Below are 17,765 nucleotides of genomic sequence, written 5' to 3'. Positions count from 1 at the left end.
GCGGGCACAGCCGCCCGGACGGACAAAGGGGATAGGACATGGCCACTCTTCAGAATTTTGACGCCGAAATCGCCAAGACGCGCAGTGTCGTCGACGAGATGCGCGGCAAGCTCGAACAGTCGGGCGTCGTGCTAGAGCAATTCGCCAAGGCGGACACCAAGCTCGGCGATGTCAATTTCGACATCGAGAACGCCCGCATTCAGGACGTCCTCAAACAACAGAAGGCGATGGAAGCCAACATCGCCGATCTGATCATCGGTCTCGAAGATGCAACGAACGTCTTCGGTGCCGAGTTCGAGAGCATGAAAAGCTATACGGGTTACGAGAAGTTCATCGGCATGTTCTCCAAGCAGTCGATGCAGCGGATGCGCACCGACCGGGTGCGCAACATGTCGCTCGCCGGAAACCTTCAGGAACTGCTCGTCAAGTCCGACACCATCGTCGGCATCCTCAAGGAGCAGAAGGCGATCCTCGACCAGCGCTACAAGACCTCCGAGCAGAGCCTCATCCAGGTGATCGAGCGCCGCAAGGGCACGATGGCTGCGCTGGTGGAGACCCAGAAGCGCATCGAGGAGCTCAACCCTCTGCTGCTCGACGTCGAGAATCGGATCGCCGCTTCCACGGACCAAACGACCCGCACCGACCTCGAGTCCGAGCGCTCGCGGCTGGCGACGGAATACAACGAGAAACAGGCCAAGGAACAGGAACTGCTCGCCGAGAGCCAGACGCTCGAGCGCTATACCGCGATGTTCCAGACCTTCGTCGATTCGCTCAACAATCAGATCGCCGCGCAGAACACGCTGATCAACAAGCTGACGATCGATACGGAGCAGCGCATCGTCCTCTACAAGTCGCTGGAAGATTCGCTGAAGACCGCGGCGCAGCAGGACGTGGCTCACAAGATCAATACGCTCGGCAGTCAGGTCGACACCGCCGCCGAGGAAACGATGGCCGGGATCGGCGCCGCCGCCCAGCGGCATATCGGCGACCTTCTCGAAATGCATGAAAAGAACATGCTCGCGACCCAGGATATCCAGCGGCGCAAGAAACTGGCCGACGACGCCTTTGCCCGTCGCTTCCAGACGGTGATGGACAAGCACAATGCCGCAAACTACGTGAAGCAGTGATCGGCAAGGCGGCAATGACCGGCTTTCCGACCGCCTTTCGGCATATGCCGGAGGGGTTTACATGAACACCGCCGTATCGCCTGCCGTCAGGCAATATTTCACCTCGATCAGGGCCGCATTGGCCGGTCTCGAGCTGTTTCTCGGCGACCGCAATTCACCGCTTTACCGCAACACGGTCGTCGGCGAGGTCATCGTTCCCTATCTCGCCCGGCTGAAGGCATCGGTTGCCTGCTGGGAGAATCGCATCGGATTCGTAGAGCATTTCCGGATTTCGCGGGCCGAGAGCGGCTTTCCGGTCTTCCAGAACGTGCTGGAGCTCGAGAACGACCGGCAGAGCGCGGAAAAGCGGCTGGCGAGCATTCCCTCCGCGGATGCGCTGCGCGAGGAAATGGTCGATTTCATCCTCAGGCAAAAGGCCTTTCCGGAGGCGCTGCAGGCGCGCATGGCCGAACGGCTCTATCTCGAGCAGATCGGCAAGGGCGACATCTTCTCGCCTTTCATCCTGCCGGAGACGATCCGGGTCGCCGTCAACCCGAAGACGATGCGGCCCTATTATGTGGTCGCCTGGGGCGCCTTCGACGGCACGCAGACGCTGCCGATGATCTATATGGCGACGGTCGAGGATTCTTCCGACAATATCGTCGAGATGCTGGTGACCGAAGACGGCAAGCTCAATCCGGAGATCGAGATCCCGCTGCCGGTCGGCGGACTGCTCAATCCGCAACTGGCGAGCCGTTTCGACGATTTCGCCTCGAAGAACAGCGCCTATTCGCTGACGCCGGTGACGATCGCCACCAATCTCGACAGGGATTTTCCGGAACTGCATCCAAAACAGCTTCGGCGCATCGTGCTCGGGCCGTTCTATTCGGCTGGAATCACGGAGAACAACGCGCGGATCAACGACATCCTCTCGAAGGTGCGCAAGACCGAGAATGCCTGGCTTTTGACCTGGACGGTGCAGGAGGTCTTCTCCAAGGCCGAGCGGCCGGCGGAGCGTGGCTTCTGGTCGACGACGCCGGCGCAGGAGGAGTTTCACATCGACACCGGCAATCTCGAAGCCGCGCGCATGGGCGTGAGCGCCTACGAGAAGCATGCGCTGGTGCCGCACGACGCCTATCAGGCGCTCTACGCGGCAGGCGAGGCGGCGCAGGTGTTCGGTGACTACAAGGTGCATGTTATCTCCGGCAACCAGGTGGTGAGCGAGGTTTGATCGATGACGCTGAACACGGGCCTGACGACGCTGCACGAGGACGACATCGCCAAGCATCAGGCGGTGGCGCAGAGCCTCGTCACCAAGCTCGTCATTCTCGAGCGGGATGAGCCATCGGCGGGCACACCCCTTGCCGGCACCGGCCGCCGTTTCGTCTCGACCGTATCGACGGGAGGCCAGCGCCGCAGCCGGGAGGTGGAACTCGCCCGGACGATCCAAGCGGTGCGCGGCGCCGATCCGCTGCTTTCGCCGGCCCAGCACGCCGCGCTTTACCGTACCCGGCGCGGCATCCAGGTGGCGCTCGCGGTTTCGGATGTTTTCGCGCGGCAGACGAATCTCGAACAATTGCAGGCGCGTAACGCGGGCACGCCGCTTTCCGGCGAAGACGCAAGTCATTTCAAGGCGCTGCTCTCGGCCGCCGCCTATATCGCCGCCTTCACCCTTGCCGCCTATCTCGGCGCGACGCTGCAGGGTGAGGGCGAGCCGGTCGACGATGCCGCCGAGCCGGATTTCCTCTTCGATACGCCCCAGGACGCACTGAAGAGCATGGTCGCCGGGCTCGATCGCAGTCTTGCCGGTGCGCCGGACGATCTGGCCTTGACGGCGCGGGCCCGCGCCTTCTCTCGCGTCGCGATCGAAGGGCTGCTTGCCCGCAAGGCGCGCTTCACCGGGCTGCAGAACTTCGAGAATGTCCACATCCGGCTCGACCAGGATGACTTCACCCTGAACGGTTTCGATGTCGCGCCCGGGCAGAAGCGCAAGCCCTTGGTGATGACCTTCAAGAAGCCGGAGGAGATCATCGGCAATCACATTGCCAAGTATCAGGCGCTGAAACTTGCCAAGATGCTGATGGCCTACGACTTCGACCGGCAGATGAATCCCTTCGTCGAACTCGGCGGCTTCCTCTTCACCTTCATCGGCGACGGCATGCCGGGTACCGGCAAGACGATCCTGATCCAGATGCTTGCCGGCATGCTCCACGACTATTGCGATGTCGCCGGCTACGCCTTCCATTACGAGAATTTCGGCGTCGACCAGATCTCCTCCTATCAGGGCAAATCGGGCCAGAACTGCAAGGAGTTCGTCAACAACGTGATGAACCCGCGGGCGATCGGCTTCGGCACGATCGACGACGTCGATCAGGTGACGGCGAAGCGCTCCGACGATCGCGCTTCCGCCGGCCAGCACGAAGTGACGGCGGTGCTGATGGAGAGCTTCGCCGGCGCCTCGACAGTGGTGCGCGGCAATTGCACCTTCGGCATGTTCTCGAACCATCCGGAGAATGTCGACGATGCCCTGCGCCAGCGCGCCGGCGCACGTTGGCTGGTCGACGGGCCGCAGACGGAGGCCGACTATATCGACATCTTCGCGCTGCTCGTCGGCAAGAACCACAAGATTCCGCTCGGGGAGCACGATCTCTATGCCGGCCAGGAGATCAAGCGCGCCGTCTCGCAATCCTATGCGGCCCATGCCCGGCCGCAGGAGGACGGGCTTGCGGCGGTTTGGGAACGCTACGAGAAGGAGAAGGGCAAGATCGCCTCGCTCGCCGATGTCGGCGCCTATCTGCACATGATCAAGGAGGCGGAGCCGCGCTTCACCGGCCGGGCGATCCGCAACATCACCGACGCGATCAAAATGCGGGCGATGGACGTCGAATTGCCGGACGACTGGTTCAAGGATGCGGGCACCTTCATGCACAAACCCTACGACGAGAAGAAGGCGATGATCGAGGACCTGCGCGGCCCGATCACCATCGACATGGTGTTGCAGGAGATCAACCGCTACGCCGATAGCGAATTCCGCTATACCGACAAGTCGGACGACGCCGCCATTGCCGAAATCATCCGCCGCGAGCGGCAACGCGAGAGGGCGATGCGCGAGATCGAGACAATGAAGCGCGAGGGCCGATGGCAGGGATGACAGAAGAGAACATCGCCCCATGAAGCGCCTTCTCGAAGCCGAGCTCATCTATGGGCGGCTGCTCGATATTTCCGAGCCGCATCTTGTGGCTCGCTATAACAAGGCGCTCGAAGGGTTGGGGCTGAAGCCGACGGCGCTCGAGCGCTTCAGCATCGATGTGACCGGCTTTTCGCCGGAAATTGCTGAGGAGCTCGGAGACCGCGATTATCTCGATCCGAACCGGGTCAACCGGCGCTTCATCATCCTGACGCCCGCCCAGGCGGACCTGCCGGTGGTCCATACGAGCTTTTCCAACACCGCGGCGCTGATGCATGAGTTCTTCAACGCCAACAGCCGGGCTATCAACGCCGTCACCATCAAGGATGCGCTCTATGGCGAGATCGAGGACTCGGTGTCGGTGGTCGAGGACATCGACGATCTGCTGTCGATCAACGAGGTCCGCTTCCGCGTGCTTTCCGCCGAGGACATGCTCGGAAAGGCGGCGGAGCTCCGGGAGCTCGTCGACCGGCTGAAGAAAGTGCCGGACGCGTGGGCGGACGACGCCATGCTGGACCGGATGGTGGAACTCGCCAAGCTGACCGGCGACATCCGCCAGAATGCTCTTGTCCCAGAGGAGCTGGTGTTTCGGCACGAGGCCTTCTGGGCCAATCATTTCGGCGGCGTCTATGTCTTCCTCGACCAGAAGACGACGACGGTGATCTGCGATCCTTCCGTGCCCGGCTTCAGGCGCTCGCGGCCCTGGCAGGTGAGCTATATCGCGATCGGCGATTACGCGCGCATCTACGACTTCCTGACGACGACGAACCGGCTGCAACTGCCGCAGGCCTCCTGGGTGCAGGAGTCGGGCCTCTTCCAGCACCGGGCCGACATGGCAATCCGCGGGCTGATCAACGAAGCCGATCCGGATGCGGATCTGCTGAATGCCGATCGAATCTGGCTACAGACCTGGATCCATCGCAACGCCGCGCTGGTGGCGCGCGATGGCACCTACCCGTTCCTGCAGGAAGTTGCGCGGGCGATCGCCGCAACGGGGACGGTGAAGATGCAGGAGATCGCCCCGGAGAACCGTTTCCTGCTGGTGCGGGCCGCTCCCGACCATCCGGACAAATGGCTGGTCAACCAACTCGTCTCGCAGCTCGTCCCGCGCGACTTCGTCTCCCGCTTCGTGTTCGACAAACAGGGCTTTTATGCTGCCTACGAACACTACGGCGAAAAGTTCCGCGAATATGTTGTGGCGACCCTGACGGGCACATATCTGAAAGACAAGACCGCCTTCCGCCACAAGCTCTACGGTCTCAAAGAGGAATAGGACATGCTCGATCCGATCGTTGTGTTTTTTCAGCGCGTGTTCACGGCGATCGGCCGCGGCATAGGTCTGGCGGTCTCCTGGCTCCTCTGGCCCTTCGTGGCGCTCGGCAACTGGTATCGGGCGCGGAGCTGGATCATCAAGGGGCCGATCGGACTGGTGCTGCTCGGGCTGATCTTCTTCTACGGCTATTTCATCTGGCAGACGCAGGCCTGGACCAATTTCGATCCAGACTATGTCAATCGCTACAAGCTCGCCGAGCGCAAGGTGCCGGCGGGTTCGCCGATCAGCGGCCCGGGGGCCACGACGGGACAATCCGGTAGCGCGGCGGCTACGAGCCAGGCCGCAGCCGTGGTGCCCTCGGACGGGTCGACCACGGAAGCGCTCGACATGGTGCAGTTGCCGGCCGGCACGGTCTGCCAGACCTCGGCGACCGTCGATGTCGCGGCCGATCTCATCGACCTCAACGTCAACCAGAACGCCTGGATTTCCTCGATGCTCGCCTACAAGCTCGGCCTGTTCGGGATGGACTGGGACGACACGCCCTGGCTCGACAACAAGGCGTCGTTCCAGCGCGGCATCAACCAGGCGGTGCGCCGCACCAGCGTCGAACTGGTCGACTCGCTTGGCCGGGTGCGCGGTACCTCCGGCGTCAACAACGACCTGCAGGCCGCACGCGGCAACATTCAGTTCGACGAGGAAACCTGGTATTTCGGCATCAATCCTTTCGGTCCGAAGACCCCGACGCCAAGCTTCTACCGTGCCGCCGAGCGCGACCTTCGGAAATTCAACGTTTCGCTCGGCAAATGCGAGGCGATCTTCGACGGCCGGTCCGACAACATGGTCGAGTTCCTCGACCGCATCGCCAACGATCTCGGCAATACGTCGGCGATCATCCGCGAGCGTTCGGAATTCCACAATGGCGGCTGGTTCGATACGCGCGCTGACGACCGTTTCTGGTTCGCCTTCGGCCAGCTCTACGGTTATTACGGCATTCTCTCGGCGGCCGGTGCCGATTTCGAGAATGTCGTCGCCCAGCGCGGGCTGACGCCGATCTATACGGAGACGCTGAAGCAATTGCGCTCGGCGCTGCGTATCCAGCCGCTGATCATCTCCAACGGCCGCGAGGACGGCTGGATCATGCCGACGCATCTGGCGACGATGGGCTTCTATATTCTTCGCGTGCGGTCCAACCTGGTGGAGATGCGCGACATCCTTGCCCGCTGACGGCCGGCATGGCAGCGTAAGCACAAGGAAACGGAGCGCGCATCCGGCAGAGGAGGCGGGATGTACGCACCAAACAGGGGGAAGCCATGGGGGAGGTCAAGTCCGACATCGAAATCGCGCGTGCTGCGCGCAAGCAACCGATCATGGAGATCGGGGCTAAACTCGGCATTCCGCCGGAGCATCTGCTGCCTTACGGCCATGACAAGGCGAAGGTCAGCGCCGAGTTCATTGCCGCGCAGAAGGATAAGAGAGACGGCCGGCTGATCCTGGTGACGGCGATCAACCCGACGCCGGCCGGCGAGGGCAAGACGACGACCACCGTCGGCCTCGGCGACGGCCTCAACCGCATCGGCAAGAAGACGATCGTCTGCATTCGCGAGGCCTCGCTCGGTCCCTGCTTCGGCATCAAGGGGGGTGCTGCCGGCGGCGGCTATGCGCAGGTGGTGCCGATGGAGGATATCAACCTGCACTTCACCGGCGATTTCCACGCCATCACCTCGGCCCACAACCTGCTCGCCGCGCTGATCGACAATCACATCTATTGGGGCAACGAGCAGGCGATCGACATTCGCCGCATCGCCTGGCGGAGGGTGATGGACATGAACGATCGGGCGTTGCGCCAGATCATCGGCTCGCTCGGCGGTGTCGCCAATGGCTATCCGCGCGAGACCGGCTTCGACATTACCGTCGCTTCCGAGGTCATGGCGATCCTGTGCCTTGCCGCCGACATCAAGGATCTGGAAAAACGCCTCGGCAACATCATCATCGGCTACCGGCGCGACAAGAGCCCGGTCTATGCGCGCGACATCAAGGCGGACGGGGCGATGGCGGTGTTGCTCAGGGATGCGATGCAGCCGAACCTGGTGCAGACGCTCGAGAACAATCCGGCCTTTGTCCATGGCGGCCCCTTTGCCAATATCGCGCATGGCTGCAACTCGGTGGTGGCAACGACGACGGCGCTGAAGCTTGCCGACTACGTCGTGACCGAAGCCGGTTTCGGAGCGGATCTCGGCGCCGAGAAATTCTTCGACATCAAGTGCCGCAAGGCCGGCCTGAAGCCGGACGCCGCCGTCGTCGTCGCCACCGTCAGGGCGATCAAGATGAATGGCGGCGTGAAGAAGGACGATCTCGGCAAGGAGAATCTCGAGGCGGTCAGGAAGGGATGCGCCAACCTCGGCCGCCACGTGCAGAACGTCAAGAAATTCGGCGTGCCGGTGCTCGTCGCGATCAACCACTTCACCTCCGATACGGAGGCGGAAATCCGCGCAATCAAGGACTATGTCAGGACGCTCGGTTCCGAGGCGGTCCTGTGCCGGCACTGGGCCGAGGGATCGGCCGGCATCGAGGAACTGGCGCACAAGGTCGTCGATCTCGCCAATGCCGGACACTCGCAGTTCTCGCCGCTCTATCCGGACGACATGCCGCTCTTCCACAAGATCGAGACGATCGCCAAGGACATCTATCACGCCAGTGAAGTGATTGCCGACAAGGTGGTGCGGGATCAGCTGAGAACCTGGGAGGACCAGGGCTACGGGCAACTGCCGATCTGCATGGCGAAGACGCAATATTCCTTCTCCACCGACCCCAACCTGCGCGGCGCTCCGAGCGGCCATGCGGTGCCGATCCGCGAAGTCCGCCTTGCGGCCGGAGCCGGCTTCGTCGTCGTCATCACCGGCGAGATCATGACGATGCCGGGCCTGCCGAAGGTGCCGTCCTCGGAGAAGATCCGCCTCAACGAGGCGGGCTACATAGAGGGGCTGTTCTGACGGTGGTGCAGTAGTGCCGGCTCAATCGAGACCGCCGATAAAGTCCGCCTTGCCGAGCGGCACGCCCTTATGGCGCAGGATGTCGTAGGCCGTGGTCAGATGGAAATAGAAGTTCGGCAGCACGAACTTCAGCAGATAGTCGTCGCCGCTGAAGGTGACCTTCAGATTCGGGAAGTTGAGGGTCACCTCGCGCTTCTCGCTGCCCTCGAGGTGTTCCGGTGTCACGGTTTCGAAGAATGCCACCGTCTTGTCGATCCGCTGACGCAGATCGGCAAAGCTCTGCTCATCGTCGGGAAACCGCGGCACTTCAAGCGTCGTCAGTCGAGCGATGGCGTTCTTGCTGGTGTCGCTCGCTCGCTGGACTTGACCCGACAGCGGCAGCATGTCCGGCGCGAGCCGCGCGCCGAAGAGTTCGTCGAGCGGCGTGCCCGATTTGGCGGCAAAGGCCTCGCCCTTGTCGAGGAGCCCGCCGAGCGCGGAAAAGCCGCGTGTGAAGACGGGGACGGAGAACGTGTAGATTGTCAAGGGCATGGGAGTGTTCCTCGTTCAAGGCGTTGTGGTCGGCACCGGAGATAGATCGTATCGGTCGTCCGCGGGTTCAATCGGTTGCGAAAATCTTTGCCAATCCGAAAGAGAATTCGTGCTGAAACCGGCCCGATTTCCGCTGGAGCGAGATGTGCAACGTGTTTGCGGTCTTCCGCGCGCGCATCCACTCTATCCTACGTGTACCGCTCACGGTTTGTGATGGGTCCATTCGGCTCAAAGCATCGTGATCCAAGGTGCTCTACATTGGACGCACAATGACACCCTCGGAATTGCAGGCCTACCTTCATACGCATATTCCCCTGTCGGCCGCCATGCAGGTGGAGGTGGAATCGGTGGAATGGGACCATGTCCTCCTCCGGGCGCCCCTGGCGCCGAACATCAACCATCGCGACACAGTTTTCGGCGGCAGCGCTTCGGCGCTTTCGATCCTCGCTGCCTGGTCGCTGCTGCATGTCCGGCTTCGCTCGAGCGGCATCGCCTGCCGCCTGGTGATCCAGAGCAACCGCATGGACTATCTGAGACCGATCCTCGGTTCATTCTCGGTACTTTCGAGTCTCGAAGATGCCGACCAATGGCCAGGCTTCATGCGTCTGCTCGAACGGCGGGGACGGGCGCGTCTGAGGGTGACGGCCGAATTCATGGCCGAGGGTGAGGTCGCCGGCACCTTCTCCGGTGAATTCGTGGCACTTGGATACGGGAACGCGAGCACCGACGGGGGTGGCTAGCGGCAATAGCGATAGCCGTTCTTTCGTTCGATGACGTCGAAATGCAGGTGTGTTTCATGGGCCGCGTCGCTGCCCGGATCGAGGACGGTCGTGAAGTAGAGGCAGCCGGAGGCGGTCACGGCGCGCTGGAAGGCGCCGGTCAGGGTGCCGTCTTCGTCGCGCGGCTGGATTTCGACGGTCTTGCCGTCTGCGAGGCTGAAAGAGGCGATGTCGACCGCATTGCCGCGTGCGTGCTCGGAGATCTTTCCCGTCTTTGCGTTGTTCCTAAGCCGGCAGACATAGGAGGAGGCCTGGTTCAGCGCCGAAATACGGGCGTCGGCTCCGAATGCGGCCTCCGCCGCCGGAGTGGCCGTCTCCTTCACCCAACGGGCGAGCGCCAGGGCCGTTTCGCAGCGCATCACTCCCTCGGGCTCAAGCGCGACGCCCGGCAGGACCGAACTGACTCTGATCGGCCTGTCGATGCCGCAGCCCTTGCCGTCGTCGATGCGGGCAGTCTCCGCAAAGGCGCTGCCGATCTCCTTGAGCGCGGCCAGACAGGAGGCATAGGCTTTCGGGTCTTCCTTTTCGATCGGCAGAAGCGCTTCCTCGCGGAGAGAGTCGTCTTTCCACCCAGGCGGTAGGTCTTTGCCAGCCCCGACATTTAAGTTTTCTTGATCGCTCGCTTGAGGTTTTCTCTGCGGCGCGGCAGGTTTTGGCGTGGGCGTCGGCTGTTCGCCTTGATCGGTATCCGGCCTCGCTACGGGTAGCGGGCCTTCCTTCGGAAGCGCCGCCCCCCAGAGCACGAGGGCGGAAATCAGTACCACACCGACAGCGCGCATGCAGGTCCTTTCCGTTTGTCACGGTCAAACGCATGAAAGGCCATCCTGTTTCAAAATGTGCTGAAACTGAGGAGGACGGACGGGATATATGTGCCCTAAAATTATATTGACTTTTTCAGTCATGTTTTTTATGTGGCCCAAATAAGGCGATGACGTGACTGGATTCGCCGAATTCCGACACCTGCCCAGCCAGCCCTTGAGTTTGCCGCTCAACAGCAAGCCCGGCCAACAAACTCATAGGACTGGTCCATGCTCAACCGGCATCATCGCCTGGCTCTTCTCGCATGCACGGCAACACTCGCATTGTCCGTCGCCTCCGGCAGCTTCGCGCAAAGCGCGACAACATCCCAGCCGACAGAGGCCGAAGAATCGGAAGCGGCAAAGAAGGGCGAGACCTATCTCTCGCCGATCATCGCCAAGGGCGGACGCGAGGCCAATCCCTATGCGAAGCCCGGTCCTTCGAGCGTCGTCAGCACGGACCAAATCGAGCTTCAGGCGGGCCAGGAGACCGACGATCTGCTGCGCAGCGTGCCCGGCACGTCGACGGCCAACAACCCGCAAAATCCCGGCGTTGCCGTCAATATTCGCGGTTTCGAGGGCTCCGGCCGCGTCAACATGATGATCGACGGCGTTCGCCAGAACTTCCGCTTCACCGGCCACGAGGCCCAGGGCTTCGCCTATGTCGATCCGGCCTTCCTTTCCGAGATAGACCTGACCCGCGGCGCCGTCACTGGCATCGGAGGCGGGGCGCTGGCCGGTTCGGTCAATTTCAAGACCTATGACATCAAGGACCTGATCCAGGACGGCAAAAACTATGGCGGTCAGGCCGTCGCCACCTACGGCAGCAATGGCGCCGGCTGGTCGGAATCCTTGCTCGGCGCCTATCGCTTCAACGACGTCTTCTCTGTGCTTGGCGGGATCAGCAAGAGCGATCCGGGTAATTACGACAATGGCGACGGCATCGAAGTTCCCTTCACCGAGGAGGATCTGCTTTCCGGCCTCCTGAAGGCCGAGATCACGCCGGACAAGGACCATTCTTTCAAGTTCAGCGCAATCTCCTACGACAATGACTTCTTCGCGAACTCCTATTTCCAAAACGTCAGAAACCAGACGGTCAGCGCGAACTACGCCTACACGCCCGACAATGAACTGATCGATTTCCGCGCCAACTCCTACTGGAACCGCCTGCGGATGAAGTACGATACCAACCTCCTGGGTGCCGGCGGCGCGGCGGGGCGGCGGATCACCGACACGGGTATCGGCTTCGACATTTCCAACACCTCGACATTCGATTTGGGCGAAGTTGCCGTGCGCTCCAACTACGGCGTCGAATATTTTCAGGATGACTACGATGTGATCAACAGCACGGCGCAGCCGACCGGCGGCGTCAACGGCGGCGGCAAGAACGCGACGACGGGCATCTTCAATTCGACGACCTTCACCTATGGCATCGTCGACCTCACTGCCGGCCTGCGCTACGACCAATTCAACATCGACGGCACCGGATCGGTGAGCGCCGGTAATCCGCTCGGCATGCCGGCAGGCGCCTATAGCGTCGACGAATCGGACGGCCGCCTCAACCCGAGCGTTACGCTCGCCGTCAATGCCACCGAGTGGCTGCAGCCCTACGTGACCTATGCCGAGACCTCGCGTGCTCCGACGGTCAACGAAATCTTCGTGGGCGGTTCGCATCCGGGCGGCTTCCAGATGTTCTTCCCCAACCCGTTCCTCCAGCCAGAAATATCCAAGGGCTGGGAAATCGGCGCGAACATCAATCTGGACGACCTCATTGCTACGGGAGACAGCTTCCGCCTGAAGGCGAACTATTTCCATAACCGGGTGGACAATTACATCACTGCGGCTTTGGCCAACGGCGGGATGAAAATATTCTTTGTCAACAATCCGGGAATATCCACGGTTCAAGGCTTTGAACTGCAGGCAGCCTATGATGCCGGCTATGTCTTCGGCGACCTTGCCTACACGCATACGGAGAGCGACCTCCCGTCACAGGTCAACGGCTTTGGCGTACAGAGCTTCCTTCCCGATGACATCGTAAGTGCGACCCTCGGGGCACGCTTCCTCGAGGAACAGCGCCTCACGGTAGGCACGCGGATCTATGCCGTTTCCAATGCCTTCATCGGCGAGGAGAATGCGGGGGCAAGCGGCTCCGCCACCGTTCCCGGCTACGGACTGGTGGACCTCTTCGCGAACTACAAATTCGAGAACGGTCTCGAACTCACCGGGAGTGTGACGAACGTCTTCGACACGACCTACACGCCGGCGTCGAGCACGATCGCCGGCAGCACGGTCGACACCGGCCGCGGTCGGACGTTCCTCGTCACCGCGAAGGCGAAGTTCTAGGCTCCGTTGCCTGACTGCATGGAGAGGCGGCTCGAAAGGGCCGCCTCTTTTCTTTCGGCGCGCGAACATTCGGTGCTGTTTTCCCGCTTGCGTAAGGCCGCAAGCCACGCTAACACTTCGCCCATGGCAAACACGCAGAACATTTCGATCTGGTGGTGGGCTCGCTGAGGCGGCCTTGACCAGTCATGCGTGATTGAGACATGAAGCCGCCCGGAGATTTCGAGGCGGCTTTTTTCGTATTCGAGCCGCGTGGAATGACCGGGCTTTTAGGGAGCGAGGCGAATGGCAACGGTAATTCTGAAAGACGGCGCGGAGAGTTACACCACGAATGGCGGCATTGTCGTGACGCGCCGGCGACGCGACGCGTCCTATGCGGATGCAATCGCCTCCTATGTGGACAGGCTGGACGAGCGCCGCGGTGCGGTGTTCTCGTCGAATTACGAATATCCGGGGCGCTATACCCGCTGGGACACTGCCGTCGTCGACCCGCCGCTCGCCATCTCCTCCTTCGGCCGCTCGCTCTGGATCGAAGCCTATAACGGGCGCGGCGAGGTGCTGCTGGCGCTGATCGCCGAGCACCTGAAAATGGTTGCCGACATCACGCTCGGGACGCTGACGGCCCGCCGTCTCGATCTCACCATCAATGAGCCCGACCGCGTCTTTACCGAGGAAGAGCGCTCGAAGATGCCGACGGTCTTCACGGTGCTTCGCGCCGTGACGAACCTCTTCCATTCGGAGGAGGATGCGAGCCTCGGCCTTTACGGCGCCTTCGGCTACGACCTTGCCTTCCAGTTCGACGCAATCGACCTGAAGCTCGCCCGGCCGGACGACCAGCGCGACATGGTCCTCTTCCTGCCGGACGAAATCCTCGTCGTCGATCACTATGCCGCCAAGGCCTGGATCGACCGCTACGATTTCGCCAAGGACGGTGTCTCGACCGAGGGCAAGGCGGCGGAGATTGCTTCCGAACCGTTCCGCACCGTCGACAGCATCCCGCCGCACGGGGATCATCGCCCGGGCGAATACGCCGAGCTCGTCGTCAAGGCGAAGGAGAGCTTCCGCCGCGGCGACCTCTTCGAAGTGGTGCCTGGGCAGAAATTCTATGAGCGCTGCGAAAGCCGCCCCTCCGAAATCTCCAACCGGCTGAAGGTGATCAACCCGTCCCCCTATTCCTTCTTCATCAATCTCGGCAACCAGGAATACCTCGTCGGCGCCTCGCCGGAGATGTTCGTGCGCGTTTCCGGGCGCCGCATCGAGACCTGCCCGATCTCCGGCACGATCAAACGCGGCGACGATCCGATCGCCGACAGCGAGCAGATCCTCAAGCTCCTGAACTCGAAGAAGGACGAATCCGAGCTCACCATGTGCTCGGACGTCGACCGCAACGACAAGAGCCGCGTCTGCGTGCCGGGCTCGGTCAAGGTGATCGGCCGCCGCCAGATCGAGATGTATTCGCGGCTGATCCACACGGTCGACCATATCGAGGGGCGGCTGCGCGACGACATGGACGCCTTCGATGGCTTCCTCAGCCACGCCTGGGCGGTCACCGTCACCGGCGCGCCGAAGCTCTGGGCGATGCGCTTCATCGAGAGCCATGAGAAGAGCCCGCGCGCCTGGTACGGCGGGGCGATCGGCATGGTGGGCTTCAACGGCGACATGAACACCGGGCTGACGCTGCGCACGATCCGCATCAAGGACGGCATTGCCGAGGTGCGGGCGGGGGCAACGCTGCTCTATGATTCCAATCCGGAAGAGGAAGAAGCCGAAACCGAACTGAAGGCCTCCGCCATGATTGCAGCCATTCGCGACGCGAAATCCGCCAACAGCGCCAAGGCGGCGCGCGACGTCGCCCCCGTCGGCGCCGGCGTCAATATCCTGCTGGTCGATCACGAAGACAGCTTCGTCCATACGCTGGCCAATTATTTCCGCCAGACGGGTGCGACGGTGACCACCGTGCGCACGCCGGTTGCCGAGGAAATCTTCGATCGGGTGAAGCCGGACCTCGTCGTGCTTTCTCCCGGCCCCGGCAGCCCGAAGGATTTCGACTGCAAGGCGACGATCAAGAAGGCGCGGGCGCGTGAACTTCCGATCTTCGGCGTCTGCCTCGGCCTGCAGGCGCTGGCCGAGGCCTATGGCGGCGATCTCAGGCAACTGGCGGTCCCGATGCACGGCAAGCCGTCGCGCATCCGCGTGCTGGAGTCGGGCATCGTCTTCTCCGGCCTCGGCAAGGAAGTGACGGTCGGGCGCTACCATTCGATCTTTGCCGATCCGTCGAGCCTGCCGCGCGACTTCATGATCACCGCCGAAAGCGAGGACGGAACGATCATGGGCATCGAGCATCTCAAGGAACCGGTGGCGGCCGTGCAGTTCCATCCGGAATCGATCATGACGCTCGGCGGAGACGCCGGCATGCGGATGATCGAGAACGTCGTGGCGCACCTGGCGAAGAGGGCGAAGATCAAGGCCGCCTGAGGCCCTCGCTGACGACCCCTTGAGAGTAATCGCGAGAGTGCGATCGCGCCTTTGACAAGCCGTTCATTATCGCCCATATGAGGCATGAAAATCCGCCTGCGCGAAAACCCGCGCGGGCGGTTTTGCGTTTCAATGGGCATGCATTTGCAACTCGTTTGCATCTGCACGAGGAATGAAGATGACCGCGTCCGACAATCGAACGGTTCTAAGGCTCGCCTTTTGGGGCATCCCGCTTTCTCTCGGGGTCATGGGGCTGAAGCTGCTTGCCTGGTGGGTGACAGGGTCGGTCGCATTGCTGTCAGACGGCCTGGAGTCCGTAGTCAACGTCGTTGCCGCGGTGATCGCCTACGCGATGATCGGCTACGCAGCGAAGCCGGCGGACGCCGGCCACCCCTTCGGGCATCACAAGGCGGAGTATTTCTCGGCGGTCATCGAAGGTGTCCTGATCGTCGTGGCGGCGCTGTCCATCCTTTGGGAGGCCGTGCCCGAGATGATGGCGCCGTCCTTGCTGAAGGCGCCGGCGCTCGGCCTGGCAATCAACTTCGCTGCCGGTGTCGTTAACGCGATCTGGGCCTATGTCCTGATCCGCGCCGGCAGGGCGCATCGTTCGCCGGCACTCAGCGCCGACGGACATCACATCCTCTCCGACGTCGTCACGTCGGCCGGGGTGCTCGCGGGTCTTGTTCTTGCCGTTGCCACCGGCTATGCAATTCTCGATCCCTTGCTTGCCGTGGTCGTCGCCGCCAACATCCTGTTTCAGGGCTGGAAGGTCATCTCGCGCTCGATCGACGGGCTGATGGACAAGGCTGTGCCGGCGGAGGAAGAAGAGGCGATCAAGCAGGCGATCGCCGCCAATGCCGGCGGGTCGCTCGGCGTCCATGACCTGAAGACGCGGCAGGCGGGTCCGGCGACCTTCGTGGATTTTCACATGGTCGTGCCGGAGGCGATGCCGGTCGGCGACGCCCATGATATTTGCGACCGGATCGAGGTTGCTATCCGCGCCGTTCATCCGGGCGCAAGGATCGCCATCCACGTCGAGCCGGAAGGCGAAAAACCGCACGGCGTGCGCGTCAAAACCAGAACGGGATGACGAAAAAGGGTGTGCGGTGCTTTGCCCGCATCGCTCCAAACTTAAGGAACCAGGGAAATGCCGAAGACCGACGTATCAGGACTTTCACAACTGGGGGCGAAGGTCGACCTGCCGCAGAGCCCCGAGGAGGCGGTGCTCGAACGCGTGCCGAGCGGCCATGAGGGTACGGATTTCCTCGTCCGCTTCACGGCGCCGGAATTCACCTCGCTCTGCCCTATGACCGGACAGCCGGACTTCGCCCACATCGTTATCGACTACGTGCCGAACGGTTGGCTGGTCGAATCGAAGTCGCTGAAGCTGTTCCTGCATTCCTTCCGCAATCACGGCGCCTTCCACGAGGATTGCACGATCGACATCGCTAAGCGGCTGGTGTCGCTTCTTTCTCCGAAGTGGCTGAGGATCGGCGCCTACTGGTACCCGCGCGGCGGTATCCCAATCGATGTGTTCTGGCAGACCGGCAATCCGCCCGCAGGCGTCTGGCTGCCGGATCAGGGCGTGCCGACCTATCGCGGCCGCGGCTGAAGCGGCGGGAAGCCCGCCGCCCTTGCGCCGGTATGGTCAGCCAAAGATCATCGCGGCGCCGGCCAGCGCGGTGACGCCGCCGAGAAGGCGGGCAAGCGTGCCGTTGCTCGAAAGCCTCGCGAGCGCGATACCGAGGCCAAGGCCGGCGGCGTGCAGCAATGCGGTTGCGGCGATAAAGCCGAGAGCGAAGGACCAGGCGCCGGCCTGCCCCAGTTCGCTGCCATGGGCATGGCCGTGGATGAGGGCGAAGATGCCGACGATCGCAGCGGCCGGCGCCACGTCGAGGCGCACGGCGATCGCGACGATCAGGCCGAGGGCGACGACCGAGGCGAGGATCGCAGGCTCGGCGAAGGGCAGGGGAACGGCGGCGAGCGCCAGTCCGAAGCCGACAGTCATCATCCCGACGAAGGCAGCAGGAACAGTCCAGAGCGCGCGGCCGCCGATCTGCGCGGCCCAGAGGCCGACGGCGACCATCGCCAGAACATGGTCCGCGCCGAAAAACGGATGGGAAAGACCGGCCGCCAGCGAACCGTGCTCGACCGGGTCGAGATGCGCGAAGGCGGGCGCCGCGGAAGCGCCGAGTGCGGCGGTGGCAATGAGCATGCGTGTCTTCATTATGGTCCCCATTTGTCGGCGGGCACGGGAGGCAGCCCGTCCGCTCTGATGACGCGCTGA

15 protein-coding genes are annotated in these 17,765 nt (G+C 62.5%); 12 read left to right on the top strand and 3 right to left on the bottom strand.

The window, feature by feature from the left end; genetic code table 11:
- Window positions 1–38: 38 nt before the first annotated feature.
- The 6 genes from NXT3_RS13360 to NXT3_RS13335 all read left to right on the top strand — a co-directional run bounded on the left by NXT3_RS13360 (window position 39) and on the right by NXT3_RS13335 (window position 8,556).
- Window positions 39–1,127, top strand: coding sequence for a coiled-coil domain-containing protein (locus NXT3_RS13360; protein WP_037414871.1), 1,089 nt, complete (start codon window positions 39–41; stop codon window positions 1,125–1,127).
- 61 nt (window positions 1,128–1,188) lie between these two features.
- Complete coding sequence (locus NXT3_RS13355) at window positions 1,189–2,337, top strand: hypothetical protein (RefSeq protein WP_037414874.1); 1,149 nt, start codon at window positions 1,189–1,191, stop codon at window positions 2,335–2,337.
- A gap of 3 nt (window positions 2,338–2,340) precedes the next feature.
- Window positions 2,341–4,257 (top strand): AAA family ATPase, encoded by a 1,917-nt coding sequence (locus tag NXT3_RS13350; protein ID WP_104839500.1) that lies wholly within the window; start codon window positions 2,341–2,343, stop codon window positions 4,255–4,257.
- 19 nt (window positions 4,258–4,276) lie between these two features.
- Window positions 4,277–5,566: a DUF6638 family protein gene (locus NXT3_RS13345; protein ID WP_037414880.1), complete on the top strand. Its 1,290-nt coding sequence runs from the start codon at window positions 4,277–4,279 to the stop codon at window positions 5,564–5,566.
- A gap of 3 nt (window positions 5,567–5,569) precedes the next feature.
- A complete protein-coding gene (locus NXT3_RS13340) occupies window positions 5,570–6,790 on the top strand; it encodes a DUF2333 family protein (RefSeq protein ID WP_097538005.1) in 1,221 nt (406 codons plus the stop codon).
- 86 nt (window positions 6,791–6,876) lie between these two features.
- The gene (locus NXT3_RS13335; protein WP_104839499.1) at window positions 6,877–8,556 is read left to right on the top strand and encodes a formate--tetrahydrofolate ligase; all 1,680 of its coding nucleotides are present in this window, start codon (window positions 6,877–6,879) and stop codon (window positions 8,554–8,556) included.
- 21 nt (window positions 8,557–8,577) lie between these two features.
- Here NXT3_RS13335 and NXT3_RS13330 read toward each other — a convergent pair whose 3' ends face one another.
- Window positions 8,578–9,087: a DUF1993 domain-containing protein gene (locus NXT3_RS13330; RefSeq protein WP_104839498.1), complete on the bottom strand. Its 510-nt coding sequence runs from the start codon at window positions 9,085–9,087 to the stop codon at window positions 8,578–8,580.
- Window positions 9,088–9,356: 269 nt separating this feature from the next.
- Here NXT3_RS13330 and NXT3_RS13325 point away from each other — a divergent pair, with 269 nt between their 5' ends.
- Window positions 9,357–9,827: a YiiD C-terminal domain-containing protein gene (locus NXT3_RS13325; protein ID WP_104839497.1), complete on the top strand. Its 471-nt coding sequence runs from the start codon at window positions 9,357–9,359 to the stop codon at window positions 9,825–9,827.
- Here NXT3_RS13325 and NXT3_RS13320 read toward each other — a convergent pair.
- Complete coding sequence (locus NXT3_RS13320) at window positions 9,824–10,645, bottom strand: extensin-like domain-containing protein (RefSeq protein ID WP_104839496.1); 822 nt, start codon at window positions 10,643–10,645, stop codon at window positions 9,824–9,826. The genes NXT3_RS13325 and NXT3_RS13320 overlap by 4 nt on opposite strands.
- Before the next feature lie 249 nt (window positions 10,646–10,894).
- Between NXT3_RS13320 and NXT3_RS13315 the strand changes: the two genes are divergently transcribed.
- The 5 genes from NXT3_RS13315 to queF all read left to right on the top strand — a co-directional run bounded on the left by NXT3_RS13315 (window position 10,895) and on the right by queF (window position 17,090).
- The gene (locus NXT3_RS13315) at window positions 10,895–13,006 is read left to right on the top strand and encodes a TonB-dependent receptor, heme/hemoglobin family (protein ID WP_104839495.1); all 2,112 of its coding nucleotides are present in this window, start codon (window positions 10,895–10,897) and stop codon (window positions 13,004–13,006) included.
- A gap of 18 nt (window positions 13,007–13,024) precedes the next feature.
- Window positions 13,025–13,174, top strand: a complete 150-nt coding sequence (gene trpLE / locus NXT3_RS33085; protein ID WP_337442160.1) for a trpE operon leader peptide TrpLE — start codon at window positions 13,025–13,027, stop codon at window positions 13,172–13,174.
- Window positions 13,175–13,288: 114 nt separating this feature from the next.
- Window positions 13,289–15,478, top strand: coding sequence for an anthranilate synthase (locus NXT3_RS13310; RefSeq protein WP_104839494.1), 2,190 nt, complete (start codon window positions 13,289–13,291; stop codon window positions 15,476–15,478).
- 178 nt (window positions 15,479–15,656) lie between these two features.
- Window positions 15,657–16,568, top strand: a complete 912-nt coding sequence (locus tag NXT3_RS13305) for a cation diffusion facilitator family transporter YiiP (protein ID WP_097525397.1) — start codon at window positions 15,657–15,659, stop codon at window positions 16,566–16,568.
- A gap of 57 nt (window positions 16,569–16,625) precedes the next feature.
- Complete coding sequence (queF, locus tag NXT3_RS13300) at window positions 16,626–17,090, top strand: preQ(1) synthase (protein ID WP_037414901.1); 465 nt, start codon at window positions 16,626–16,628, stop codon at window positions 17,088–17,090.
- A 36-nt stretch (window positions 17,091–17,126) separates the two neighbouring features.
- Here queF and NXT3_RS13295 read toward each other — a convergent pair whose 3' ends face one another.
- A complete protein-coding gene (locus NXT3_RS13295) occupies window positions 17,127–17,705 on the bottom strand; it encodes a HupE/UreJ family protein (protein WP_104839493.1) in 579 nt (192 codons plus the stop codon).
- Between the last annotated feature and the right edge of the window lie 60 nt (window positions 17,706–17,765).

Source organism: Sinorhizobium fredii, assembly GCF_002944405.1.
Classification (GTDB): domain Bacteria; phylum Pseudomonadota; class Alphaproteobacteria; order Rhizobiales; family Rhizobiaceae; genus Sinorhizobium; species Sinorhizobium fredii_C.
Note: the sequence above shows the minus strand (reverse complement) of the source record. Positions and strands in the feature narration are given on the sequence as shown.

Excerpts from the sequence above, each read along its gene's own strand:
- NXT3_RS13330 (WP_104839498.1), bottom strand. The coding sequence starts at position 9,087 with ATGCCCTTGACAATCTACACGTTCTCCGTCCCCGTCTTCACACGCGGC.
- NXT3_RS13350 (WP_104839500.1), top strand. The coding sequence starts at position 2,341 with ATGACGCTGAACACGGGCCTGACGACGCTGCACGAGGACGACATCGCC.
- NXT3_RS13320 (WP_104839496.1), bottom strand. The coding sequence starts at position 10,645 with ATGCGCGCTGTCGGTGTGGTACTGATTTCCGCCCTCGTGCTCTGGGGG.
- NXT3_RS13305 (WP_097525397.1), top strand. The coding sequence starts at position 15,657 with ATGACCGCGTCCGACAATCGAACGGTTCTAAGGCTCGCCTTTTGGGGC.
- NXT3_RS13340 (WP_097538005.1), top strand. The coding sequence starts at position 5,570 with ATGCTCGATCCGATCGTTGTGTTTTTTCAGCGCGTGTTCACGGCGATC.
- NXT3_RS13355 (WP_037414874.1), top strand. The coding sequence starts at position 1,189 with ATGAACACCGCCGTATCGCCTGCCGTCAGGCAATATTTCACCTCGATC.
- trpLE (WP_337442160.1), top strand. The coding sequence starts at position 13,025 with ATGGAGAGGCGGCTCGAAAGGGCCGCCTCTTTTCTTTCGGCGCGCGAA.
- queF (WP_037414901.1), top strand. The coding sequence starts at position 16,626 with ATGCCGAAGACCGACGTATCAGGACTTTCACAACTGGGGGCGAAGGTC.
- NXT3_RS13310 (WP_104839494.1), top strand. The coding sequence starts at position 13,289 with ATGGCAACGGTAATTCTGAAAGACGGCGCGGAGAGTTACACCACGAAT.
- NXT3_RS13335 (WP_104839499.1), top strand. The coding sequence starts at position 6,877 with ATGGGGGAGGTCAAGTCCGACATCGAAATCGCGCGTGCTGCGCGCAAG.
- NXT3_RS13315 (WP_104839495.1), top strand. The coding sequence starts at position 10,895 with ATGCTCAACCGGCATCATCGCCTGGCTCTTCTCGCATGCACGGCAACA.
- NXT3_RS13345 (WP_037414880.1), top strand. The coding sequence starts at position 4,277 with ATGAAGCGCCTTCTCGAAGCCGAGCTCATCTATGGGCGGCTGCTCGAT.
- NXT3_RS13295 (WP_104839493.1), bottom strand. The coding sequence starts at position 17,705 with ATGAAGACACGCATGCTCATTGCCACCGCCGCACTCGGCGCTTCCGCG.
- NXT3_RS13360 (WP_037414871.1), top strand. The coding sequence starts at position 39 with ATGGCCACTCTTCAGAATTTTGACGCCGAAATCGCCAAGACGCGCAGT.
- NXT3_RS13325 (WP_104839497.1), top strand. The coding sequence starts at position 9,357 with ATGACACCCTCGGAATTGCAGGCCTACCTTCATACGCATATTCCCCTG.